General features: G+C 66.9%; 14 protein-coding genes and 5 pseudogenes. 11 read left to right on the top strand and 8 right to left on the bottom strand.

Annotated features, from left to right (window positions below; genetic code table 11):
* Window positions 1-9: 9 nt before the first annotated feature.
* Genes AAFF41_RS42410 through AAFF41_RS42400 form a run of 3 tightly spaced genes read right to left on the bottom strand, consistent with a single transcriptional unit; the run spans window position 10 to window position 3,943 of the window.
* On the bottom strand, window positions 10-762 hold the full coding sequence (locus AAFF41_RS42410) for a ferritin-like domain-containing protein (RefSeq protein WP_319749078.1): 753 nt from the start codon (window positions 760-762) through the stop codon (window positions 10-12).
* 41 nt (window positions 763-803) lie between these two features.
* Window positions 804-3,119 (bottom strand): HAD-IB family phosphatase, encoded by a 2,316-nt coding sequence (locus AAFF41_RS42405; RefSeq protein ID WP_343325725.1) that lies wholly within the window; start codon window positions 3,117-3,119, stop codon window positions 804-806.
* The gene (locus AAFF41_RS42400; protein WP_343325724.1) at window positions 3,116-3,943 is read right to left on the bottom strand and encodes a hypothetical protein; all 828 of its coding nucleotides are present in this window, start codon (window positions 3,941-3,943) and stop codon (window positions 3,116-3,118) included. Before AAFF41_RS42400 ends, AAFF41_RS42405 begins: the two co-directional genes overlap by 4 nt.
* Window positions 3,944-4,479: 536 nt before the next feature.
* On the opposite strand from AAFF41_RS42400, the gene AAFF41_RS42395 reads away from it, so the two are divergent.
* From AAFF41_RS42395 to AAFF41_RS42355, 8 genes and pseudogenes are all read left to right on the top strand, one after another.
* Window positions 4,480-5,286, top strand: a complete 807-nt coding sequence (locus AAFF41_RS42395) for an SDR family NAD(P)-dependent oxidoreductase (protein ID WP_319749081.1) — start codon at window positions 4,480-4,482, stop codon at window positions 5,284-5,286.
* A 39-nt stretch (window positions 5,287-5,325) separates the two neighbouring features.
* Window positions 5,326-6,048 (top strand): lysophospholipid acyltransferase family protein, encoded by a 723-nt coding sequence (locus tag AAFF41_RS42390; protein ID WP_343325723.1) that lies wholly within the window; start codon window positions 5,326-5,328, stop codon window positions 6,046-6,048.
* Window positions 6,045-7,745, top strand: coding sequence for an FAD-binding oxidoreductase (locus AAFF41_RS42385; RefSeq protein WP_319749083.1), 1,701 nt, complete (start codon window positions 6,045-6,047; stop codon window positions 7,743-7,745). The genes AAFF41_RS42390 and AAFF41_RS42385 overlap by 4 nt, the downstream gene beginning before the upstream one ends.
* Before the next feature lie 567 nt (window positions 7,746-8,312).
* Window positions 8,313-8,615, top strand: coding sequence for a WhiB family transcriptional regulator (locus AAFF41_RS42380; protein ID WP_319749240.1), 303 nt, complete (start codon window positions 8,313-8,315; stop codon window positions 8,613-8,615).
* A gap of 300 nt (window positions 8,616-8,915) precedes the next feature.
* Window positions 8,916-10,541, top strand: a complete 1,626-nt coding sequence (gene qcrB, locus AAFF41_RS42375; RefSeq protein WP_343325722.1) for a cytochrome bc1 complex cytochrome b subunit — start codon at window positions 8,916-8,918, stop codon at window positions 10,539-10,541.
* 227 nt (window positions 10,542-10,768) lie between these two features.
* Window positions 10,769-12,072 (top strand): annotated as a pseudogene (locus AAFF41_RS42370) (HAD-IA family hydrolase).
* 70 nt (window positions 12,073-12,142) lie between these two features.
* Complete coding sequence (locus tag AAFF41_RS42360) at window positions 12,143-12,766, top strand: DUF5134 domain-containing protein (protein ID WP_319749085.1); 624 nt, start codon at window positions 12,143-12,145, stop codon at window positions 12,764-12,766.
* 515 nt (window positions 12,767-13,281) lie between these two features.
* Window positions 13,282-14,487 (top strand): acyl-CoA dehydrogenase family protein, encoded by a 1,206-nt coding sequence (locus AAFF41_RS42355; RefSeq protein WP_343325721.1) that lies wholly within the window; start codon window positions 13,282-13,284, stop codon window positions 14,485-14,487.
* A 397-nt stretch (window positions 14,488-14,884) separates the two neighbouring features.
* Here the strand turns inward: AAFF41_RS42355 and AAFF41_RS42350 are convergent, their stop codons facing one another.
* Complete coding sequence (locus AAFF41_RS42350; RefSeq protein ID WP_319749087.1) at window positions 14,885-17,737, bottom strand: helix-turn-helix transcriptional regulator; 2,853 nt, start codon at window positions 17,735-17,737, stop codon at window positions 14,885-14,887.
* Window positions 17,738-17,961: 224 nt separating this feature from the next.
* Here AAFF41_RS42350 and AAFF41_RS42345 point away from each other — a divergent pair.
* A pseudogene (locus AAFF41_RS42345) lies at window positions 17,962-18,196 on the top strand (CoA-transferase); the annotation flags it as partial.
* Window positions 18,197-18,237: 41 nt separating this feature from the next.
* Window positions 18,238-18,425: pseudogene (locus AAFF41_RS42340) on the top strand (succinyl-CoA--3-ketoacid-CoA transferase); the annotation flags it as partial.
* A 538-nt stretch (window positions 18,426-18,963) separates the two neighbouring features.
* On the opposite strand, the pseudogene AAFF41_RS42335 reads toward AAFF41_RS42340, so the two are convergent.
* From AAFF41_RS42335 to AAFF41_RS42325, 3 genes and pseudogenes are all read right to left on the bottom strand, one after another.
* Window positions 18,964-19,335 (bottom strand): annotated as a pseudogene (locus tag AAFF41_RS42335) (cupin domain-containing protein).
* A 300-nt stretch (window positions 19,336-19,635) separates the two neighbouring features.
* The gene (locus AAFF41_RS42330; protein WP_343325720.1) at window positions 19,636-20,565 is read right to left on the bottom strand and encodes a SpoIIE family protein phosphatase; all 930 of its coding nucleotides are present in this window, start codon (window positions 20,563-20,565) and stop codon (window positions 19,636-19,638) included.
* Window positions 20,528-20,704, bottom strand: a pseudogene (locus AAFF41_RS42325) (SpoIIE family protein phosphatase); the annotation flags it as partial. The pseudogene AAFF41_RS42325 and the gene AAFF41_RS42330, both read right to left, overlap by 38 nt.
* Between AAFF41_RS42325 and AAFF41_RS42320 the strand changes: the two are divergent.
* Window positions 20,693-21,118, top strand: a complete 426-nt coding sequence (locus AAFF41_RS42320; protein WP_343325719.1) for a hypothetical protein — start codon at window positions 20,693-20,695, stop codon at window positions 21,116-21,118. The pseudogene AAFF41_RS42325 and the gene AAFF41_RS42320 overlap by 12 nt on opposite strands.
* Window positions 21,119-21,622: 504 nt before the next feature.
* On the opposite strand, the gene AAFF41_RS42315 is transcribed toward AAFF41_RS42320, so the two are convergent.
* Window positions 21,623-22,558: a sigma-70 family RNA polymerase sigma factor gene (locus tag AAFF41_RS42315; RefSeq protein WP_319749241.1), complete on the bottom strand. Its 936-nt coding sequence runs from the start codon at window positions 22,556-22,558 to the stop codon at window positions 21,623-21,625.
* Between the last annotated feature and the right edge of the window lie 1,335 nt (window positions 22,559-23,893).

Raw genomic sequence — 23,893 nt, 5'->3', positions numbered from 1 at the left:
ACATCAACATCAGGAAGCGATCCCGCGCTTGTCCATGGCGTCCTCGACAATGCGCAGCCCGTCCATGCCCGGCAGCTTCGCGATGTGCGAGTCGATGTCGCGGATGAATTTGCGGCCCTCGGAGCCGGCGAAGAGGTGAGTCATGACGTGCGTGACCTCGGTCTCGGGCATGACGCCCGAGCCGACCGGGCCCCAGGCGTTTTCGAGCGCCAGCCGAGCGACCACGCGGGCTTTCTTGCTGGCCGCGAGCCGGTCACGTGCCTGCGATGCGTAGAACGCGACGTGCTTCGTCTCCTGCTGTGCGATCCGCTTCAGCAGCGGTACCAGCACTGGGTGGCTCTCCAGCGCAGCAAGTCGGTGATACGCCGCTGTCGCCGACCACTCGTTCGCCGCGCCCCACGCCATGTGCACGGCGACGAAGTCGTTTCCGACCAGCCGGCCAATCACCGTCTGCTTCACCGTCCCCAGGCGGTCCTTCCAGCCGAGTTTCAGACGGGTCGCCTTGAGCTCGTCGAAGTCGACTCGGTGGCCGTGGCGCTCCAGCACGGCCGCGAGCGCTTCGCCGTGCCAGAACTCCTCGCGGTTCCACATCGTCATGAAAGCGCCCACCGCGGGCTCGTCGTGAGACGGGGTCGTCAGCAGATCACGCAGGTAGCACACTGTGTGGTATTCGATGTCACACATATAGCGCAGCGTACGCAGCGTCTCCTCGGGCAGCGGGTTGCGCTCGAACTCCTCGAAGTCGAGGTCGGCCCACTGCACGCCGGTGGAGTTCTTCGTGTACTTGTCTATGTCGAAAGCCATCAGTCGCTCTTCTCGTCGGTGCGCGTCGGAAGCGTCGTCCGTGCCGCGATGACGTCGCGGCGCACACCCGAACCGCCGCTCTTCCAGCGGTAGATGTTCCAGTTCCTCTTGTGCGACTCGCGCGCCAGTACGGCGTCGGGGTTGATCGCCGAGGGCTTTCCCAGCAGAGACAGCCATGGCAGGTCGGAGTGGCTGTCGCCGTAACCGTAGGAGGCGGCGAGGTCATAGCCGCCCTCCTCGGAGTACCGCTGAAGCCACGCGGCCCTCGCTTCGTCCACAAGCGGAGGCTTCGCCAGGTAGCCGGTGAGCACACCGTCCCTCACGTGCATCGAGCTCCCGACGACCTCGTCGAACAGGTCGGCGAGCGGAGCGGCGAGAAGGCCGATGGAGCCGGTGACCAGGACGGTCCGGTGACCTGCCGCACGGTGCTCGCGGATACGCGCCAGGGCGTCCGCGCTCGTGTGCCGCAGCATCGTATCGGCGTACCCGCGCTGCACGACCTCCTCAAGGCGGGCGATGGGCATGCCGCGGTAACGGCGCAGGAACGCGCGGATGAACTCGCCGCGGTCACGTCTTTCGGCGCGGAGGTAGCCAGGCAGTGAGGCGAGCAGGTCCGCCACCTCCTTCGGCCAGGCCGCCTTGTGGAAGCCCGCGGTGCGCACCCAGAGGTACTGCTCGACGATGTTGGAGTCGACGACGGTCCGTTCGAGGTCGAAGACGGCGACTACGTCGGTACGCAGCGGCAGTTCGCCTTGCGGCCTGGCGTTCGCCGGCCGGGCGGCCGCGGCCTTCCGGCGACGGTAGGACGCTGTCATCTCACTGAGGGCGGGGAGGTGCACCTTCTGCAGGTACTCCTCCCAGTCGATCCGCTCCACATCGAAGCCACGGTCCTCGCGCACCTCAGCCGGAAGGGCGTTGTTCAGCGCGCGGGCGTTGCGGTCGTCGAAGACGATCTCGGTCTGCGCATACGCGCGGTAGAGGTCGATAAAGTTGCGGAGGGTGGCGATACCGGCGCGCAGCTTGGCGTTCTGGGTTGCGAGAGCGCGCTTGCGCTCGTCGTTCGGCATCAGCCGCAGAGCGGCGTCCCACAGGTCGGCCTTCTTCTTCGCCAGCCGAAGGCCCCGGTTGAACTTGCGCTCGCCCGAGAACTTCCAGGCCGGCACTTTGACGAATCCGTCGTCCTTGGGAATCGGGTGCTGCGTGTAGTAGTCGCGTACGTTCTCGTACATGCGGTGGAAAGGCAGTGGATTCGACGCGCCCGAGGCGATGTGGAAGTACCTCGGCTCGTCGACAGAGGTCGGGTTGGCCGCCACGGCCAGGATGGCGTTGACGACGAAGTCGACGGGGATGACATCGAGGATCGAGTCGGGGAGCCCCGGGAAGTCGGGCAGCTGGCCCCGGCCGTAGGCGAAGATCAGCGGATCGGCGACCTTGAAGCCGTCGATCCAACCGGGGAACGGATGCTGGAACGCGCTCTCGATGATCGCGGGCCGAACCACCGAAAGCCGGTGTCCGGCCTCGCCCCAGAGGTCTTCCGCGGCACGTTCGGCGAGTGCCTTCGTCAGGGTGTAGACGTCGGTCCACCCCAGACTCTGCGCGCGCCGCCGGCCAGCGGCGACGAGCTGGGAACGCACCCACTCGCGGCGCGCGTTCTCGCTCGCGCGGGCCGCCGCGATCGGGCCCTCCTTCCCGTGGTTGCCGCGGGCGCGGGACATGAACTGCTCAAGCATCGCCGGCTCCCGCGAGGTGAGTTCGGTCTGCTCATGGGTTCGTGTCGCCAAGGTCCACTCGGTGTGCCAGAGGACATCGTGTTCGAGCTTGGCCTCGGGCACCACACCGCGACGGAGCCCTCCGACGTAACAGGTCGACACATGGACGACGTGCGGGTCGAATCCGGACGCGAGCAGGGCCTCGTAGAGGCTTACGGCGCCTTTGACGTTCGTGTCGAACGCCTCGTGGATGGGCGGGTCGAACGAGACGGTCGACGCCGAGTGGATGACGACATCAAGGTGGGAGGGCAGCTCGGGGATGCTGGTCATACTGCCGTCGAGCACTGTGATCCGTGTGCGGACGATGCGCTCGGCCTCTTCGGCGCCCACAGCATCTCGCCAGCGCTCGAACACGGGTTTGCGCAGAAGCTGTCGGAGCCGGTCCTGCCCGGTCTGACTGCCCTTCCGGCGCACGAGAAGTGAGATGTGGGTGGCGGGGTGGTCGGTGAGCAGCCGCTCAAGCACCGCCTGCCCGACGAAACCGGTCGCGCCGGTCAGCAGGACGTGCGCGTTGCCGAGTTCGGTCTTCGCGTTGTGCGATATCACGGAAGGAGCCTCGATTCCACGGTGGATGCGACACCGGGACGGATGCCGGGGAGCGCGGCGACCATCCCGCGGATACGGCGCGCCTCGGCTCGCCCGCTCTGGTCGCCGAAGACATGGCGTTCGAAGAAGATGCGCTCGTGCCCGGAGCGGTCGACCGAGCCGAGCGGCCAGGCGGCGTGCCGGAGGGCTCGGCGGGTGATGCGCTGGGCGCGGGCCGAGCGCTGGAGTCGGCGCTCCGCCTCCTCCGCGAGGAAGCGGATGTGGCGATGCTTGATCTCCACCACAGGGTTGATGATCGCCGCCATGGCGGAGGACACGCCGGCCAGACGCCGATAGGCCGCGTGCGTGATCCATTCGTCCACGAGGCCCGTCGTCACGTGTTCGGCGACGATCTGTGTACCGGTGATGTTGGCGATGAGGGAACGACGGATCGGGCCACGGCGTTCGCGGCGCTCCGACAGTACCCACCGTGCCGGACCGGCGCTCGACGGGAGGTCGCGGGCGGCGGGAGACACATCCAGGACGGCGTCGAGGGCATCGGCTATCCAGAACCTCTCGAACATCCACGTGGTGAGGAACGCGGTGACACGGGCGTCCTTATGTGTCGCCGTGACGAGGAGGTCACGCACGCGGTGCAGCGTCGCACGTTCCATGTCGCGCAGCGCGCGAACGAGCCGGACGGATTCGGTGTCGAGCGGCTCTTTGGCGAGCGACCCGAGGTCGAGCGTTCCGCGGTGGCTGCCGTGTGCCGTACGGGCGAACTCACGCACGTCGAATCCCGCTGTCTCGGGCGGCGCGGTCGTCGTCTCGTTGTTCGAGTTCATACACGGGCTTTCTGGGGCGGGAGCAGGGGAAACTCTGCAGAAGCCCCGGAGCATGCGAGAAGCCGTCGGGGGCCGTCACGTTAGACCAGGCAACCGGCGCATGTGTGACATGTGAGTTGGTTCCGTATGGGGGCCTGCGTTTACGGCCTGTGCTGGGAAGAGCGAGAGATCCCGCGGATCGGTGTGGTGTCTCGGCGCAGGCGGCGTGCGCCGGACCTTGCTGGGCATCGCTCTCCTCGGTCATGTGCGGAAGCTCGTGTCACAACACGGATGCATGCCCGGTCTAACGCCATGAGCCCAGAAACGAAAGGTGTGTCATGCGCGAGGACTCAGTCATCTGCTGTTGTACGACCGTGGCCATTCACCTGGGCCGGCTCGTCGGACGTCGAACATGGAAATCTTGCGGATCTTCAAGTTCCCATGCAGAAGCGGGTTGTTGACCAGGTGGCTCGGAAGGCCGGTGTCGGGATCGACGGCGTGGACCCGCTCGCCGCCCCACGAAATGGATACGAGCGGGGAGCTCGGATGTCGCGCAGATGGCAGATGAGACTGTGCTGAGCCGCACGCGGGTCGCACTTGTCACCGGTGCCACGTCGGGTATCGGAGCGGCGTTCGCGCGCGCTCTGGCAGACCGCGGATGGGACCTTGTCCTGGTGGCGCGCGACAGGGAGCGGCTCGGCCGGATGGCGGCCGAGCTCGAGTCCCGGGGCTGTGCTGTCGAGGTGCTGCCCGCAGACCTGTCCGATCGTGCCGACGTCGAGCGTGTCGCCGCCCGGCTGGAGGATCCCGCCCGTCCGGTGGACATGCTCGTGAACAACGCCGGTTTCGGCGTGCACGCACCGATGACCTCGGCCGACACCACTCCGCACGACCGGGCGATCGAGGTCATGGGGCGCGTGGTGCTGGTGCTCGCCGGCGTCGCTGGGCGGGCCATGCGCGAACGCGGGCACGGTGCGATCGTCAATGTGTCGAGCACGGCTGGGTTCGTCACCATGGGGAGCTATTCGGCCGTCAAGGCCTTCGTGACCTCGCTCTCAGAGGGACTGGCGAACGAGCTCCATGGAACGGGCGTCACCGTGACGGCACTCTGTCCGGGCTGGGTCCGCACGGAATTTCACACGCGGGCCGGAATCCGGTCGTCGAGCATTCCGAACTTCCTCTGGCTCGACGCCCGGCGACTCGTCGAGACGAGTCTGCGCGACGTGCGCCGCGGACGGGTGATCTCCGTGCCGAGCTTCCGGTACCAGTTGCTCATCTGGTTCACACGTCATCTTCCACGCCGCACAGTGCGGTGGATCTCGCGACGGATCTCCTCCAGCCGCAACGACAGTCTCACTCACTGAAGGAATCAGTGCGGGCGAACCCGCACGGGAAGGAAACGGATGCCCGCGACGATACGCGACCGTTTCACCTCACGCTCACACGCCGCGGCGCGTTTCATCGCGCAACGGGGGCTGCTGAAGCCCCTCGTCTGGAGCGTGACCAGCGTCACGATACTCGGGCGCGAGCGCTTGGCTGACGTCGAGGACTCGTATGTCGTCGTCGCCAATCACTCCTCGCACCTCGACACGCCACTCATCATGGGCGCGCTGCCTCGCCGACTGGCGCGCTACCTCGCGGTGGGAGCCGCCGCCGACTACTTCTTCGACGTGTGGCGGCGGCGCGGCCTCACGGCCCTCTTCTTCAACGCCTTCCCGGTCGACCGCACCGGAATGAACGCGCGCGGAGCGAGCGCCAAGGCTTTGCTGAGTCGGGGAGTGCCGCTCCTGATCTTTCCCGAGGGGACCCGCTCGCGCGACGGATCGCTCGGGGCGTTCAAGCCGGGGGCGGCGGCGCTCGCCTCGTCGGCCGAGGTGCCGGTGCTCCCCGTCGCGGTCATCGGCGCGCATGCGGCGCATCCTCGCGGATCGAATTGGCCGAAACCGGGCCGTCTGCCGGTCGGGGTTGTCTTCGGCGAACCGCTGACTGCTTTTCCCGGGGAGTTGAGGAGCGAGTTCACCGAACGCATCCGCTCGGCAATCCTCACCCTGACCGAGGAGAACTCCGACCGCATCCTCGGCGTGAGTGCGAACTCACGTCGTATACCTGAAGGAGACCGTTCGTGACTGAACCCACCGACCGCACCGACGCGATGCGCACCGATGATGTGAAACACATGAAGTGGTGGGGCTGGGGCGTGGAAGGTGTCGGCTTCCGACACGAGGACAAGCCTGGTTTCGCGCCGTTCGTACAAGAGGCCATCGGCCTCGATCTCTGGGCGGGCGAACGCACCGAACGGCCCGACTTCTCGCGGTTGAGGGTGTCGGCCTCGACGGCGTCCGAGGAGTTCGTCGCGGTTCTGGGCGGCATCGTCGGAGCCGGGAACACCGTTGTCGATGACCTGTCCCGGGTCGTCCACACGTACGGCAAGAGCCTGCGTGACCTGGTCCGCATCAGAGCCGGCGAGATAGCACGCAGTCCCGATGTGATCGTCTACCCGGCCGACGAGGCAGAGGTGCAAAGCGTCATCCACGCGTCCGTCGAGGCGGACGCCGTGATCATCCCCTTTGGGGGCGGCAGCAATATCGCGGGCAGCCTTGAGCCGCACATGGACGAGTCCCGGGTGGTCGTCTCACTCGACCTCGGCCGCCTCAACCGGGTGCTGGAGATCGACCCCGACTCCGGGCTGGCGCGCGTCCAGGCCGGGGCGCTGGGCCCTGATCTTGAGGCTCAACTCAACCGGGACGGCTGGACGATGGGGCACTTCCCCGACTCGTTCACCCACTCGACGCTCGGCGGGTGGGTCGCCACGCGCTCGTCCGGCATGCAGTCGGACAAATACGGCGACATAGCGGACATCGTCAAGGGGCTGCGTGTCGTGCGGGCCGGCGGGGTCCTCGTGATCCGTGCCGTTCCGAGCGCGTCGACCGGGCCGAGCGTCCGGGAGATGGTGGTGGGCTCCGAGGGGCGGCTCGGCGTCATCACCGAGGTCACGGTGCAGGTGCACCGACTCCCCGAGAAGCGGGCCATCCACGCCTACTTCTTCAAGAATCTCGACCACGGCCTCGCTGCGATGCAGAAGATCGCCGAGAGCGACGTCTCGCCCTCGGTCACCCGTATCTCGGACGCGCACGAGACGGCCTTCTCCCTGGCGACGAGCAAGGAGTCGAAGGGCATTCAGAAGAAGGCACAGACAGGCCTCATGGCGTATCTCAAGAGGCGTGGCTGGAGCCTCGACGAGATGTGCCTCTCCTTCATCGGCTTCGAGGGCGACGGGGCACACGTGAAACGGCAGAAGTCGCTCGTCGACCGGATCGTGCGCAAGCATCACGGCATCGGCGTCGGCAGGGGCCCCGGTGCGCTCTACGACCAGAAGAAGTTCGACACGCCGTACATCCGCGACTTCCTCCTCGACCACGGTGCCGCCGGCGACGTGAGCGAGACCGCCGGTCCATGGTCGAAGCTTCGTGGCATCCACGCGGCGGTCTACGACGCGGCCGACCACGCCTACGAGAAGATCGGCCGCGCAGGCTGGACCATGTCGCACTTGTCGCACTCATACCACTCTGGAGCCTGCCTCTATTTCACTTTCGCCTTCGTGTTCGGTGACGACCCGCTCGGCGAGTACGACATCGTCAAGCGCGGGATCCAGCAGGCGTTCGTCGACGCCGGCGGCACGATCTCGCACCACCACGGGGTGGGCCTGGAGCACGCGCCTTGGCTGGAGGAGGACATCTCGACGGAGGGTGTCGCAATCATGTCGGGCCTCTTCGGCGCTGCCGACCCTGGCGGCAACTTCAATCCGCGCAAGATCGTGGTCTGAGCACGGCGGACGATGGCCCGCGCGCGTGACCGGCACTCGGGCATCGGCACGGCCACGCCGCGCACCGGTATGGATCACACACGTCCGCGTGTGATGCATACCGGCTGCGTGGTGGGTGTCGGACACCGGCCCGCCCTCGGCCAGGCGACCTCGGGGTCCACGACCGGCGTACAAACGGAGGGCCGCCCGCTGCGCCTGCCCGCCGACCAGTTCACCGAGGCCGCTGTCCTCCTGGCCCTTCAAGCCCGGCGGTCCGAAGCACTGGCGTGCCGGAAGTGCCAAGTTCTCCAGCGCCAGGCAGTTCGGGCAGCGGCTCCTCCCTCTCCCTCGAGGTCGAGATACGAGAGGTGGACCATGCCACTGGAAGGCATTCCTGAACACGTTCCAGGTCGCCTTCGAGAGTCGCCTGACCCCACGCAACAACCAAGATCAGCAGTTGAATTGACATACCCGGTGTCCGCTGCCGTGTCACACATGTGTCAGGTGCCCGGTCTCACATGACAACCCCTGGAATCCTTCCCGGAGACGAGAAAGACCGTGACCGCAGCAGAACAAGGCAACCACGCAATGCACTGGCGCGAACGGGGAGCCTGCGTGCGCATCGACCCCGAACTGTTCTTCCCCATAGGTAACGGCGTCCTGACGCATGTTCAGATCGCCGAGGCCAAGGCCGTCTGCTGTCGTTGCCCTGTCATGGATCAGTGCCTCAGCTGGGCCATGCGGGTCGAGCAGGTGGAAGGCATCTGGGGTGGAAGGACGGAGGGCGAACGCCGCCTGATGAGGCGGCGTGACAGCGCTGAGCACCATCTCGGGGCCACACGTGTCACATCCAAGCCTCATGCCCGGTCATATGGGTGGAAGCAGTCATGAGCCTGCTCGCCCAAGGAGTGCAGCCACCATGAAGACCGTCCGTGATCCCGGATTCGGCGCGGGGGCTGAGTCGACGCGGCGTGGCAGGGCTGCCCAGCTATGCGCAGCACGTCGGAAAGTCCGACCTTCGGTCGTACGCACACACGGAACACGGATGGAAACAGATTTGATGCCCCGCCTGTCTCAGCTCTGCCCACGACAGGCGACTAACCTGCCGTATCCATTTCCTGTCGGCTACAAAACAGGCTCATGACATCAAGAGCGTCCCTTTCGGTCCGGATGAGGAATGGTTGCAGGGGCATGGATGATCAGAGCCAGAAAGAAGAAGCAGGCGAAGGAGGCGGTGGCGATCGGATTGCCCGCTGGGCGGACGGACGCCTGGGCCCCTACGGCCTGATCCGCGCTAAAGCACGTAAGGTCTTCCCGGACCACTGGTCCTTCTTGCTGGGAGAGATCTGTCTCTACAGTTTCATCGTCATTATCGTGACAGGGGTCTATCTGACCCTGTACTTCCATCCGTCAATGAAAGAGGTGCAGTACAACGGCAGCTACATGCCGTTGCGGGGGCAGACGGTGTCGGAGGCGTTCGACTCGACCATGCACCTCTCCTTCGACGTCCGGGGCGGCCTGTTGATCCGACAGGCCCATCACTGGGCAGCGCTGGTGTTCATCGGGTCCATGCTCGTCCACATGCTGCGCGTATTCTTCACCGGCGCCTTCCGCAAGCCCCGTGAATTCCAGTGGCTGTTCGGATTCCTGTTGCTGATCCTCGGAATGTTCGGAGGGTTGACCGGATACGACCTTCCGGATGACCTCCTCTCCGGAACCGGGCTCGCCGTCGTGAACGGGACGATCCTTTCCATACCGATCGTCGGAACCTACCTTTCGATGTTTCTCTTCGGGGGCGAGTTCCCGGGCAGTGAACTGGTGGCGCGCTTCAACACAATCCATGTTCTGATCATCCCAGCCATCATGGTGGGACTGCTCGTGGTCCATCTGATCCTGCTGCTCCACCACAAGCACACGCAGTATCCAGGCCCTGGACGGAGCAACAAGAATGCGGTGGGCCTGCCGCTCAAGGTGCGGGCGGTGAAGTCCGCGGGCTTCTTCTTCCTGGTCGCCGGTGTCATCTTCGCGATCGCGGCACTCGCGCAGATCAATCCCATCTGGCTGTACGGCCCCTACCGCGTCGACCAGGTCTCGGCCGGATCGCAGCCCGACTGGTACATGGGCGTGGCGGACGGACTGCTGCGAGTCATGCCCGGCTGGGAAATCGCCTTCTGGGGCCACACCCTGGCACTGGACAACCTGATTCCGCTGGTGGCAGGCGTCGGCCTCTTCCTGGCCATGGGCGCATATCCGTTCATCGAGGCATGGGTGACCGGGGACGATCGTGAGCAGCACCTTCTTGACAGACCACGCAACCGCCCTGTGCGAACGGCACTCGGTGCCGCCTGGATCAGCTTCTACCTGGTGTCGCTCATCGGCGCCGCGAACGACATCATCGCCACCCGGTTCCATCTCTCGGTCGAATCAGTGACGTGGACGGTCCGCATCGGCCTCTTCGTCGCGCCTGTCGCAGCCTACGCCGTGACGAAGCGGTGTGCCCTCGGTCTGCAACGCAGAGATCGGGACAAGGTGCTGCACGGTCGCGAGACCGGTGTCATCAAGCGCTTGCCGCACGGCGAGTTCGTCGAGGTGCACGCGCCTCTGAGCCAGGCGGAACTCCACCTTCGTACACAGCATGAGCAATACACGCCGATCGCACCCGGCCCGAACGGCAAAGCGGAGAGTCCAGGTGCCGACGCCCGCCTTTCTCGGCGCCTGCGTGTCAAGTTCAGCCGCGCCTTCTACGGCGAGGGCTCGCAGATCCCCAAGCCGACCTTGCAGGAGTACCAGGAGATCGCCAATGAGCACCTGCGCTGAACGGAGCGGCCATAGGTCGACGGTGCGAAACCGCACTGCCTCAATTCCTCGATCACCTTCTCGGGGGAGGCCGACCACATCCCGAAGGTCTCATTGTGCTCACTCAGTACGCCCCCCTCGTCCCGTACCCAGTAGGCGAAACGAATCCGGATCCGGCCCGCCTCGGCCGGCGTCATCAGGCGTCCCCCCGTACTCGTGCTCGCCAACTCGCTGGATCGGCAGGTCATATGCGGTGTCGCGAAGGGGGAGACGGGTCAGCGAAAGCTGACGGAGCAAGGTGCCTCCAGGCACGGGTACGTCGGCGACGACCGGCCACAGTGCACGCCGGGCTGTCGGGGGATGGCAGACGACCGTGTTGTGGCATATCGCAACGCAGGCCACCTTGCGAAGGCCGGTCTGTTCGACGCGAGCCGAGACATCAACGGCGAACGCATGGCATGTGTCGGCTCGACAGCACCTACCGGTACCTGCGACTCGGTGAGGCTCGTCAGCGTGACACGGCCAATTCCGGCACCGACATCCAGCACACCGACACGGGCTTGCTTGACATCACCGGCATACCGTCGCCGTACCCGTGCCCTGTCACGCTCCGCCTGCAGGATGTCATAGGACGCGGCGCTGATCTGGTAGGCGCCCTGCGACAACATGAGTCAACCAGACGGCGTGGAAGAGAGGTTCGGAACACTGTGCCGAGAACATGTCTCATAGTCGACTACGGGGGAGTGCTCACGACATCGCTCGATGATGCGGTGCGTGGCTTCGAAGCCCGTGAAGGCCTTTCCGAAGGAGCGGTGGAGCACTCCTGGTATCGGAACCCGGCAATGGTCTCGCTCACTCACGACCTCGAACGCGGCAGGGCCACTCAGTTCGATTGGAACCGTCGCATGGGCCAGGCACTGGGCATCGACAGCACCAACCTTCTGGGACGGATCTTCGCGGATTCCCGTCTCGACGAATCCATGGTGTCGGTGCTGGCCAGGGCCCGCGACTGCGGACTGAGGATTGGTCTGCTGTCCAACAGCATGGGCTTGGCGCCATGGAACATGTATCGAGGCTTCGACATCGACGCGGCCTTCGACGTGGCGCTCATTTCCGGGCAGCACGGACTGCGGAAACCGGAGCCGGCTGTGTACGAGCTCATCCTCAAGATGCTCGAAGTACCCGGCGAGGAATGCGTCTTCATCGACGACAACGCGGTGAACCTGCCGCCCGCCGGGGCACTGGGAATGGCCACTGTCCTGCATCGCAGCGCAGAGCACTCCACGACACGACTCGGAGAACTACTGGGGGTCGAAGGAGCGGTCCCTTCGAGCTTGAGGGCGAGCCCGAGCGCGTGATCGAAGCCGGCGGGACGTTCTGGGAGCCGGGTGGTGATGTGATCCATTACCAGGACGGCAACGCGCTTGGGGATACGCGGACTCGGTTCGTCGTGACCATGATGTGCGCACCGGGCAAGCCCATGCTCGAACTGGTCAGTGAGAGGGAACTGGCCGAACTGGCCCAGCTGCGCGCCCCACGCCCCACAGACTGACCAACCACCCACTCACACAATGCAGTTCCGACACGGATTCTGCCCGCTCCATGGGAGGGTGCGATTCGGCATGAGTGCCACTGAAGTTGTCGACTACATGCTGACCGCCCTGTTCACAGCGGCCGCTGTCCGCGCGCTCCGGCAGGGTGTCCTGACACGGACTCGCGCTTGCCGCAGCCGCGTCGACCATCTGCTGCACGCCGCCATGGCCCTGGCCATGGCCGTGATGCCGTGGAGCTGGGGCCGCGCTCTGCCGGAGCTGCCGCAGTCGGTCTTCTTCGCCGCCGCCGCACTGTGGTTCCCGCTGACCGCTGTCAACAGTGGCCAGGAGCGACAGCTGTCGGCAACCGCGAGGAGGCTGCCCTACGCGGTCGGCATGGCGGCGATGACCTGGATGTCGTACCGCGCGGCGGGCCATTCGCACCAGACCATGGCCGAGGGCGTTCCGACAGCGCACCAGGCCATGCATCTCAGCCACTCCATGGGTGAGTCGAAGGCCGACAGCGTCGTCACAGGAGTGCTCGCGCTGTACCTCCTCACATGTTCTCTTCGCTCGCTGACCCGTGGCATGCCTGCACTGCGCGCAACCACCGAAACGGCCGACAACTCGACCAGCGTCAAGAGTGCTTGCAACCGCTTCTGGGACGGTGCGACCGCCATGGGCACGGTGGTCATGCTTCTGATGCCCCATTGACTCCTCGCACTCTCACCCCTCTCAGTCGGACGAACCACGTGTCGGCAGCCGTCACAAACGGGGTGGCTCGTCGGTCAACTGGTGGTCTGGAATCGAAGAGCCTCCAAGACGCGAAGGTGCGCAGAATATGGAGTTGGACACGACTTGTTGGATGGGCTCAGCCAGAAACCGGGCCGTCTGGCAGCGTCTGTCATGGTGAGACGGCAACGGGAACGGACGCCGGCTTCCCGCCGTCGAGCCGTGCCCTCCGTGGTCCGTCGCCATGCTGGACCTCGACCTGCGCACGCCTGCCGAACTGGCCGGCCATCGATCCGGCCGTCACTGACCCGCTCCTGCAGAAGGCCGACGCGCCACACCCTTACGCGAAGACGGCCTGGCAGCGAACGCCGACAACATCACGCTGACCTTTGAGGACACCCCTGGTCAGGACAGCGAGGCCCGCGGCCACGGATACCTCGCCAGCTCGTTCGCCCTGGACCGCCTCTGCCATGTCCGACACCAAAAGGAGAACTGACATGACCACCACTCCCCCTGCACCGCCGGACGACCTGCTGGGCGCCGACTTCTACCTCTACGAGGCGCTCCTCCCGGACGACGAGCGCAAGATGCTGCGCAAGGCCCGCGCCTTCCTGCGTGACGAAGTGAAGCCGATGGTCAACAGGTACTGGGACAAGGGCGAGTTCCCCATGGAACTGATCGAGAAGTTCCGCGGGAGCGGGCTGACCGCCCTGTCTTACGAGGGTTACGGTGAGCACCTGCCTGCAGTCAGCCATCTGCTCGGCGGCATGCTCGCGATGGAGATGAGTCGCGTCGACGCCTCGGTCGCCACCTTCTTCGGCGTTCACAATGGGCTCAGCTTCTACTCCATCTACACCGGCGGCGACCAGGAGCAGCGTCAGAGGTGGCTGCCCGCCATGGCCTCGATGGAGAAGATCGGCGCTTTCGCCATGACCGAGCCGCTGGGTGGCTCCGACGTCTCCGGTGGCATGCGCACCACCGCCAAGCTCCAGGGCGACACCTGGGTCCTCAACGGCGCGAAGCGGTGGATCGGCAACGCCACCTTCGCCGACCACGTCGTGGTGTGGGCGCGGGACGTAGACGACAACCAGGTCAAGGGCTTCGTCGTCGAGAAAGACACCCCCGGCTTCGTGCCGGTGAAGATCGAGGGCAAGATTGCGCTGCGGATCGTACAGAACGCCGAGATCGCCCTGAACGACGTACGGGTGCCGGAGGCGAACCGCCTCCAGAACATCAACTCCTTCAGGGACGTCGCGGAGATCCTGCGCTTCACGCGCAGCGGTGTCGCCTGGCAGGCTCTGGGTGTCATGATCGGTGCCTATGAGCTCGCACTCGCCTACGCCAAGGAGCGTCAGCAGTTCGGGCGTCCTATCGCCGGGTTCCAGATGGTGCAGGACCTCCTGGTGAAGAGCCTGGGCGACATCACCGCCTCCTGGGGCATGCTGGTACAGCTCGCTCGACTGCAGGACCAGGGCATCTTCCGCGATGACCACTCGGCGCTGGCCAAGGGGTTCACCACGTCCCGGATGCGGGAGGTCGTCGCGTTCAGCCGCGAGATCTTCGGCGGCAACGGCATCGTCCTCGACTACGACATCGCACGGTTCTTCGCCGACGCCGAGGCCCTCTACTCCTACGAGGGCACCCGCCAGATGCAAACCCTCATAGTCGGCAAGTCCATCACCGGGCAGAGCGCCTTCGTGTGAGCCGTGCTGCACTCTCCGAGGAAGTAAGCAGCCCCTGGGGGAACCAGGCTTGCGTCAGTGTTCAACTCGCGACGGCAGTCATCACCTCGGCTGCCACTTGCGCCACAACTAGTCGGCGTTCGCCGGGATACACAGGTCGCAGATCCGGTTCGCAGACGCGGAGCAGGAGCGCGAAGGCCGCAGAGTCGGGAGTCCAACCTGTTGCGGCCGCAGAGGCCGGCTGTGTGCACGTGTCCTCACGACAAAGCGCGATGCCGGCCGGCCCGCACAGACCCTCGCGGGGGTCGAAGGCCCGTTTTCGGGCATGGCGCCGAACCCGTCGGTGCTCGTCGTAGGCGCATGCTCATCGGCTTCACCCTCAGCGTTGCAGGCCGCACCTCCCGGGCCGGGGCACCGCTCACTCGGCCCCGTCGGCGATATCGCCCCGTTCGACGGCCAAGCGGGTCAGTTCGACGCGGGTGTTGATGCCGAGTTTGGTGAAGATGTGCCTCATGTGGGTGTTGACGGTGTGCACGGAAACGTGGAGCCGGTCGGCGATCGCCCGATTGGTGAGGCCGTCCACGACGAGCGGGATCAGCTTCCGCTCGGATTGGGTCAGACTCCCCCACCCCGGGGAGCTGACCGTGTCGTGCCGCGCGGCGCCCGCGCGCACGCCGAGCTGCCGTAGGCGCCGCCGGATCCGTTCGTGATCGCGCAGGGCTCCCGAGGCCAACGCCAGCTGACCCGCTTCTTCGAGGCACCGGATCGCCTGCGCCGTATCGACTGATGTGGACATGAGCTCGCCGAGGTCCTCGCATGCCGCGGCCAGAGCCAGTCGCCTGCCGGTGCTCCGGTAGCTGGTGATGGCGGACGTGAGTGCACGGCGGTCGCTGTGGAGCAGACCGTCCACATGGGCACGGACGGCCGCGATGATCTCCTGACTGTCGTCCCGGGCGGTCAGGGTGCGTAGTACGCCGGACACAGCCTGCGCGACCGACGGCTCCTCGCCGCGCAGCGCGATACGCACGATTCCAGGCCAGTGGGACGGCGGAAGGGCGAGCAGCCGCGTCGGCTCGTTGTCTTCGAAGCTGCCTGTGAGTGCCGCTGCCGCTGCCTTGTCCCGGCCCTCCGCGTCCGCCAGGCAGGCGCGCGCGAGAGCCACCCACAGGCCGTACCGCTGCGCGTTCGTGCCGGAGCCGGCTTCGGCGGCGCGGAGATGGTCCCTCGCCCTGGCAAGGTCACCGCGCCTGATCTCCACCAGTGCCAGCACGGAGCGAGCCAGCGGATTCGGCTGGGTGATCTCAAGTTCGTCCGCCACCGCCAGACCGGCCTCGGCCTCCACGGCCGCGTCGTCCAGCGCGCCCTGTTCGAGCAGGGCGCAGGCACGGCGAGCGTGCCAGTGGGGAAGTGACCAGCCGAGGCCCAGCGCCTCCGCTTCGTGCTGTCCCTCGCGCAGCACCCGCTCGGTGTCCGCAAGCCGGTCAGTGGTGGTCAGCACAATGGCCAGCCACAGCGCCGGAATTCTCGGGGGCCGCAGGTAGGGCACGGTGGGCTCGGTGTAGGCGCGTGCGGTGGCTGCCTCGGCAAGCTCCAGAGCTCGGGCCAAGCGCCCACGGTAGAAGAACGTCTGCGACTGGAACACCATGCCGCTGACGACGACTGCCGGATCGTGGCTCCGGTAGGAGGTCGCGACCAGGCCGGTGTCCGTCTGCTCGGCAGCGGTGATGTTCCCGAGGTACACGTGGCCCGTCGCTTGGGTCTTCAGCAGCAGGGCACGTAGGTCTGACGGCAGCGCGGGGAGGTCCAGAGCCTCCTGCAGGTGTGTCATGGCGGCGGCGTCGTCTCCCGCGGCCTGGTGTATTTCGGCAGCCACCAGGCGCAGGTTTGCCTCCGGTAGCGGCTCCAGGCCGTCCGAGAGGGCGGCGTCGACCAGATCGAGCGCCTCGTGAACCCGGCGGGTCCTGCCGAGGTACTCGGCAGCGTCGGTCAACAGACTGACGCGACGCCGGTCGCGCGGGGGCAGCAGGCCGGCGATCCGCTGAGCGAAGTCGGCGGCCGCGTCGGGTGCCGTCGAGGACAGTTCCCGTACGGCGGTGTGCAGCGAGGCCACGGCGTCGTCGTCGACCGGGCCGCCCGCCATGACGACATGCCAGGCCACCTCCGCCGATCGTGCCCCGGTGGCGCGCAGACTCTCGGCGGCCTCCCGGTGCAGAGCGGTCCGTACGGCCGGCGGTAGGTTCTCGTGGACGGCCTGCCGCAGGAGATCGTGGCGGAAGGCGAGTCGCGGGCCTTCCGCCGCGAGCAGACCGGCGTTCAGGGCGGCCTCCACGCCTGACAGCAGGCTGCCGACCTGCCTGCCTAGCATGCGGGCGACCGTGCCGAAGTCGAATTCGCGGCCGAGGACGGAGCCGATCTGGAGCAGGCGCACGGCATCCTCCGGGAGCTGCTCCAGCCGGGCGGCGACACTCTGGCGGAAGCCGACGGGGATGTCGCGGTACAGCCGGCCGGCCGCGCTCGCCTCCACTTTGACCGCATCCGTGTCAGGAAAAGAGCGCACCAGTTCGATCGCCAAGAACGGATTGCCCGCGACGCCTCGCAACATCCTGGCCAGATGTGGGGAAGGCTTCGCCCCGAGCATGTCGGCCGCGATGTTCTCCAGTTCCTGCTGTGGCAGAGGGCCGAGGGTCAGCCATCGGGCCCCGAGCCGTTCGAGGTCCTCCCGCACCCTGGCCACGGTCGGCCGCTCGGCCTCCGACCGTACCGCCAGCACCCACAGGATCCGCGAGGCTGCCAGTCGTCCGGGCAGCGTACGCAGCGCGAAGAGCGTGGCCGGATCCGCCCATTGCGCGTCGTCCACGAGCACAAGCACCGGCGCGCGCTGAGCCCGTTCCTCCAGAGCGTCCGCGATGCTGTCCAGCAGCCAGAGCCGCTGGTCGTTCACGGCTGCGGCAGCTCGGGCGGAACCGTCGGAGGCCTGCAGGACGGACTGCAGGGCGGCTCCTGCCGCATACTGATCGAACTCGTCGGCCCGTACGGAGACCACGTCGAACCCGCACCGCTGCGCCCGCTCGTCCAGCTCCGCGAGCAGCCGGCTCTTGCCGACGCCGGGCGCGCCTTCCACGACGACGCAGGCGCCCCGTCCAGCACGCACCGTCACCAGAGCCGCGCGGACAGCCGCGATCTCACGGTCCCGTCCCCTGAGGCGCAGCCCCGTCCCAGCCTGGTTCCCGCGCCCGGGGTCCAGGTCGCCCGTGGGGTCTGTGCTGCGCATGGGGCAAGCATGCCGCAGGCCATGCGTGCCCTCAACGCCGGTCCCCCTGTGACGGGCGCTCGCACTCGGGGGACTGTCGGTTGCGCGCCGTCCCCTCCTCCCAGCCCGACGCAGGTTGCGCGCCGACCAGATCTCTTCGCCGGAGAGGAGCACGCCGTACGTACGGGCAAGACGTACCTGGCGGCGCCGAACGACGGCCGCAAGTTGCGGGGGACGAACTCTGGTCCGGCGGGGTCGCTTTGACCTCGCCGGCCATGGAGGGCCGGGACTTCGACGGCACCGAGTACCTGCTGGAGCGGGGGATCCAGCACAGACTTCGCGCTGGTGCGCGCCGCTGAGGGAGACCGGCACGGGAATCCGGTGTTCAGCAAGTCGACCCGCAGCTTCCCCCTGGCCGCGACGGCCGAGCGGATCATCGTCGCCCAGGTGGAGGAACTCGTGGAGCCGGGTGGGATCGATCGAGCAGCGGACGGTGAGTAACTGATGGCCTTGGACACCTGTATCCCACCGAGGACCAGGTCGATTCGGATCTGGTCAACGCCCGGATGGAGGCCGTGACGGTCCTGCCCGGAGCCTCCTTCTTCGACTCCGCCTTGTCCTCCTCGCTGATCCGCGGCAGGCACATCGGCGTCGCCGTACTCAGGGCGATGAGGCCTTCGCCAAAAGCGATCTCGCGAACCTAGCGATCCGAGTGGCGGCGACGCGCGGAGCTCGATGAGCCACGTGTCAGCGGACCGGAGGGCGCATACAAAGAGGGCAACGCCAGCACTTCCGTGGACCGCACCGCCGGCCTTCGATTCCGGTGCGAAATGACCGCAGAGCGCGGCTTGAGGCGCTGCCCGGAGACCTGCGGCCAGGATCTCGCGCGACGGGCCCGCCGGGGAGTGCATCGTCCAGGCCATCAGTGCCATGCCGGCTGCGTACGGCAGCCACGGTGCGTTTGCGGTCGGTCTCGACATCTGGAAGCGGCGCACAGCGCAGCACGCGTCCCCTGTTGTACGGCACCATGGCCCTGGCCAGGGCCATGGTGCCGTACAACAGATGATCGCCCTGGCCGTGCCGTCGCGGACTTCGTGACACGGCACCATGTCGCAGTGTGTGCATGACTGCCGCCGCGAATAGCGCTGTCAGTGTGTCGTACAGGACATCGGCGGCGCTCCTGCCTTATCGCGCCCTGCCAGGGAGTCGACGGGCTCCTTCGGAATCGGCTTGCGTGAGGTGGCCGGTCAGTCGGTGGGGCGCGAGGTGCGCAAATGGGCCCGCTCCGTCAGCTCCTGCTCCTCGACCAGGGTGAGCATCGGCTGACCCCGGGCGCACATCATGAACACGATGTACTTGGCCGGCGCGTCCGACGAGGCGTTGCCGTTCTGGTAGTGGATCACCTCACCGCCCGGCTCCCACAACGTCTCGCCGGCCTTGATCACGTGTTCCGGCTCACCCTCAAGCTCTCACCGGACCGCTCCTTCGAGGACGTAGCCGAAACACGACCCCGAGTGGCGGTGCGGAGGAGTCCCGGGGTGGCCAGGCGGCCACTCGACGAAGACGGTCATCCCCGATGCTCCCTCGGGAATGAAGGGTGGCTTGACGTCCGCCAGCATCCTGGGGCCGAACGTCGACTCGATGTCCCGTTCGGCGGTCTCGTTCGCTGGGTCCTCTGCCGACACTGCTACACCTCCGTAGGCCTGCCCGGAACGGGCGGTCCGGCACCGCTCGCGGGCTGGTGTACCGCATCTGCGGCGGGCCGTGCGCCTGCTGCCACGCGCAGAGCTCCAAGATCACCCTGCCCCCTGTCGGCGGCCTTCACAAACCAAGAACCCGCGGCATGGAGAACACACATCGCACGGAAGGCGATCTGCCACCTCGTCTCTCCTGGACACGGGTGGACACCGGCGAGCGCATTACCAGGGCGCGGAACCGCGTCCCGGGACGACGCCGGGGTCTGTGGGTGTCGCGGGCCACGCGGAGCCGAGGACGGGTCGCTCCTTGGCCATGGGTGGTATCCCAAGGGCCTGTGCGTGTGCTGATGCGGGGGCCAGATCTTCTTCGGCCCAGACCACCTTGCCACCCGATACGGTGCGGAAACCCCATCTGCGGGACAACTGGGCGACCAGGCAGAGGCCGCGGCCATTCTCGTCATGGGTGCGTGCGCTGAGCAGACGTGGGGGGCAGGCGCTCGTGTCGAACACCTCGCAGGTCAGGACCTGGTGCCGGATCAGGCGCAGAGTGATCTGGCCGCTGCCGTGGCGGACGGCGTTGGTGACCAGTTCGCTGACGATCAGCCTCGTGGCGTCCTCAAGACCTCCCAGGCCCCATTCGGTCAGCTCACGGGCTGCCATGTGCCGGGCAATGCGGGCAGCGGTCTGGCCGCTGGGCAGCACCCAGGAGGCTACCTGGGTGGGGCTGAGCGTACGGGTCCGGACGAGGAGCAGCGTGGCGTCGTCGGAGGGTGCCTGCCCCGGGAAGGTCTCCATCGCGCGACTGCAGAGTTCTTCCAGGGAGCGGCTCGGTTGCGCCAGAGCGGTGTCGAGGCGTTGCATTCCCACGTCGATGTCGTGGTCGCGGGTCTCGATGAGGCCGTCGGTGTACAGGCCGAGGAGACTTCCCTCGGGCAGTTCCAGCTCTACGGCCTCGAAGGGGACTCCCAGCCCGATACCCAGTGGGGTTCCGCTGGGCAGGTCGGGGAAGGCAACCCACCCCTGCGGGTCGATGATCGCGGGCGGGGGGGTGCCCGGCCCGGGCCATGGTGCACCGGCGGGTGACCGGGTCGTAGACCGCGTACAGACAGGTGGGCCCCACAGCCCGGGGGTACTGCTCCGGGGCGTCGGCATCCTCCTCGGCCAGCCGCTGGACCGTGTCGTCGAGGTGGGCCAACAGTTCGTCGGGGGGCAGCTCCATGTCGGCGAGCGTGCGCACGGCGGTACGGAGCCGGCCCATGGTCGCGGCGGCGTCGATCCCGTGTCCGACCACATCACCGACGACAAGGGCCACCCGCGCGCCGGACAGCGGGATCACATCGAACCAGTCACCCCCCAAGGGATGCTGCCGCGATGGTCGGCACGGCCGGTCCTCCCGCGCGCGGACGTACGGTGCTGGTATGTGCGCCATGCGGGAAGACGGCGCGGTACAGCCCTATGGGCCTCGTCCGTCCTCCCCCGCCTCCGGGTCGATTCGCCGGGCGAGCTGGACCGGCTGCTGGAGTTCGCCGTGCGCGACACGGGGGGGCTCGCGGGTGCGGTCTTCCTGCTGGCGCCCGACGGGCTGGCGCTGCGGTTGGAGGTGGCCGCGGGGCTGCCGGCGGAATATCTGACGCCCTGGTCCCGAGTGGCGCTGTCCAGTCCTGTTCCGGTGCGGGAGGCGCTGCGTCAACGACGGCTGGTCTGACTGAGCGACCTTTCGAGGAGTTCGCCCGGCGCCATCCGCGTACGGCGATCGCACTTCCGTACCACTGCGCGGCGGCCACGGCACCGTTCGTCACCGGCACCAGAGCCTGGGGTACGTTGCTGCTTTTGTGGCCCGGCTCCGACACCGCCGGGGCCGCCGGTCCGGGGCCCGATCGCGCTGCTGCCGCCTGTCGCCGCCTGGGGCGGTTCCTGCGCGACGCCGCCGACACCGGCCACGCCGTCCGTCCGGGACAGGGCCGTCGGCCACACATCCGTCCAGGCCACGACCTTGTCGCTACCGCTCGCCACGGTCCCACAGCATGGCGGACGTTGGGCCCCACGGGCCTCTCACCCCAACTTGTACACGCCCGCTGACTGCCGATTACCACCCGTCAAACCGGTCGACGGAGGCGTGATCGGAACGCCTCCGTGGCGCGCCGGACCCGGCCTCTGGTGGTGAATTCCCAGCAGCCAGCGCCCAGTTGAGGAAACTGGGGAGCGTGGCTCACCCATGAGCCGACGCAAGACCGGGAACAGTTGCGCAGCGGGCGCGGGAGTCCAGAAATGCGGCGATCTTGCTCGGGTTGAACACCCACATCACCTTGTGTATGCCTTCCCTCGAAGCGGCGATCGTCAGGATCGCGGTGGGAGAACCGTCGCGGTACATCATCACGCTCGTCCGGCCATTGGCCTGGACCAGCCCCAGGTCCGCCTCCCGCCAGAACCGCGGAGTGGCGGTCGCCAGGTTGGCCACACGCGCACGGCCCACCACAGGTACACGGGCGGCGCCTCGGAGACCATTGCCGTCGGACAGGCTGACGGTGTCAGGGGTGAGGACGGCTTCCAACGAGGCCACATCCCCGGTGCGAGCCGCTGAGACGAAGGCATCCAGCAGGCGTCGATGCTCCACCGCGTCCACACTCGCCCGCGGCTCGCCCCACAGACGCTTGCGGGAACGACTCACGATCTGGCGCACGTTGACGACGCTGAGCTGCAGGATCCCAGCAATCTCCGGATAGGAGTAGTCGAACGCCTCGCGCAGGACGTACGCGGCCCGTTCAGTGGGACTCAGCTTCTCCAGTACCAGCAACAGGGCCAACTCCAGTGCCTCCGCCCGCTGCGCGCCCACCTCCGGGTCCAAACTGGTGTCGACAGGCTCGGGCAACCAGGGCCCGATGTAGGTCTCCCGACGCACCCTCGCCGACTGCGCCACATTGATGGCCAAGCGGGTCGTCGCGCTCGACAGGAAGGCCACCGGGCTCACCACAACGGAGCGGTCGGTCTTCTGCCAACGCAGCCACACCTCCTGGACCACGTCCTCAGCCTCGACCACGCTGCCAAGCACACGGTAGGCAATCCCGAAGAGGCGCGCCCGGTGCTGCACAAAGGCAGAAACAGCCTCGTCAAGGTCACTCGTCGTAGGGGACGACTTGAGATACATGATTCTGTGGTCCTCGTTTTTCCGGATACGGCTTTCGCGTGGCGGGATCACTTCCCTACCGCGTGCAAGCAGGCTGATTCGACAAGCCGTCCCTGCGACGCGCTCCTCACGGCCGACTCGCGCCGGGCATGAGGCTCCGCTTGGCTTGTTCGGGTGCTGCGGGAAATGCGGCCACCAAAAGTCACGACTGGTTCCATCGCATCTGAACCAGAGATCCGAATCGGTCCCGCTCCTCCGACCGAACCGGCACATAGGAATGTCGCAGGCTGTTGTCAGAACAACGGCGGTCAGGCAGAGACATCGTGGTCTCGCGGCCCACCCCTTGGCTCACACCAGGACTCTGAGCAACAGCTGCACTTTTCTTCAGGTAATGGAATGCATTCTTCGCCAACCAGGCCATAATGAGTCACATTGGCGTGTAGGCGCATCGCATAATCGAGTGATTCCGCTGGCCGGCAGAGCGGCAGAGCCTGCCTCAGGGTGTCGGCATGCGGTCTCTTCCGAACATGGCCTTCGGCACAGCCAACGGTTGGCCATCGACCCCGCGCTGGGACGGGCAATGAATTTCGCAGCCTAGCCACAGGGAATGTGACAATGGCGTCCTCGAACCGAGGACGGTGGGAGCGCCGAAACAGCCCCCATTCGCGGCACCGGCCCTCTGTCGCGCCTCCATGTCCTAGCGCGGAATACCGACTGCGCCGTAGCGCTGCTCGCCGACACGCTTCTTGCTCTCGGCCCACGACCAGCCGACCGGCACGTAGACGTGCCACGGATGGCGGTTCGATCCGGACGGCCCAGGCAGCGGCGGACAGCACGCGCTCCAGCACCTCCTTCGGGACATGCCGGTCGGTGAATCCGCGCACCGCCCGGCTGCTCATGCGCGGCTGAGCAGTTCGGCGGCGAGGGCCCGCCCGCCTCATGGACGTCCAAGACCACCCGCCTCCCTCATCCGCTCGACCTGTCGAACCATTGACCGGCGAGGATCGAAAAATGTGACACGGAGCCCGACACACCATGAGCGGCAGTCACACACGGACGCTCCTCACACAGGCGCTCATGCGGTGGGCACCGCGTCCGGACAGCCCCGAACAGCCAGAGTGACCCCGCTCGCCCCTGAGACGCATCGCATGATCTAGTGATTCGACTCGACCGCCGGCCGACGGGCCCGCAATCGCGCAAACGCACCGTTGGGGGCAGTGAGGCTTTTCAGTACGGGCACCGGTCGAACGCGGCATCGCGCGACGGCAGTCGTGGTGGATCTTCCGCCGAGCACGATGGAGCCTGGTCAGACGTCACGGCGCCCTTGTGGGCTGATGCATGTCATGTCGGCGGGGT

The sequence above is a fragment of the Streptomyces mirabilis genome (genome assembly GCF_039503195.1).
Classification (GTDB): domain Bacteria; phylum Actinomycetota; class Actinomycetes; order Streptomycetales; family Streptomycetaceae; genus Streptomyces; species Streptomyces mirabilis_D.
This window is presented reverse-complemented; position numbering and strand designations above follow the sequence as displayed.

Coding starts and splice junctions, on each gene's coding strand:
- AAFF41_RS42380 (WP_319749240.1), top strand. CDS start 8,313: ATGCACTGGCGCGAACGGGGAGCCTGCGTGCGCATCGACCCCGAACTG.
- AAFF41_RS42355 (WP_343325721.1), top strand. CDS start 13,282: ATGACCACCACTCCCCCTGCACCGCCGGACGACCTGCTGGGCGCCGAC.
- AAFF41_RS42395 (WP_319749081.1), top strand. CDS start 4,480: ATGGCAGATGAGACTGTGCTGAGCCGCACGCGGGTCGCACTTGTCACC.
- AAFF41_RS42360 (WP_319749085.1), top strand. CDS start 12,143: ATGAGTGCCACTGAAGTTGTCGACTACATGCTGACCGCCCTGTTCACA.
- qcrB (WP_343325722.1), top strand. CDS start 8,916: ATGGATGATCAGAGCCAGAAAGAAGAAGCAGGCGAAGGAGGCGGTGGC.
- AAFF41_RS42315 (WP_319749241.1), bottom strand. CDS start 22,558: ATGTATCTCAAGTCGTCCCCTACGACGAGTGACCTTGACGAGGCTGTT.
- AAFF41_RS42400 (WP_343325724.1), bottom strand. CDS start 3,943: ATGAACTCGAACAACGAGACGACGACCGCGCCGCCCGAGACAGCGGGA.
- AAFF41_RS42390 (WP_343325723.1), top strand. CDS start 5,326: ATGCCCGCGACGATACGCGACCGTTTCACCTCACGCTCACACGCCGCG.
- AAFF41_RS42350 (WP_319749087.1), bottom strand. CDS start 17,737: ATGCGCAGCACAGACCCCACGGGCGACCTGGACCCCGGGCGCGGGAAC.
- AAFF41_RS42330 (WP_343325720.1), bottom strand. CDS start 20,565: ATGCCGACGCCCCGGAGCAGTACCCCCGGGCTGTGGGGCCCACCTGTC.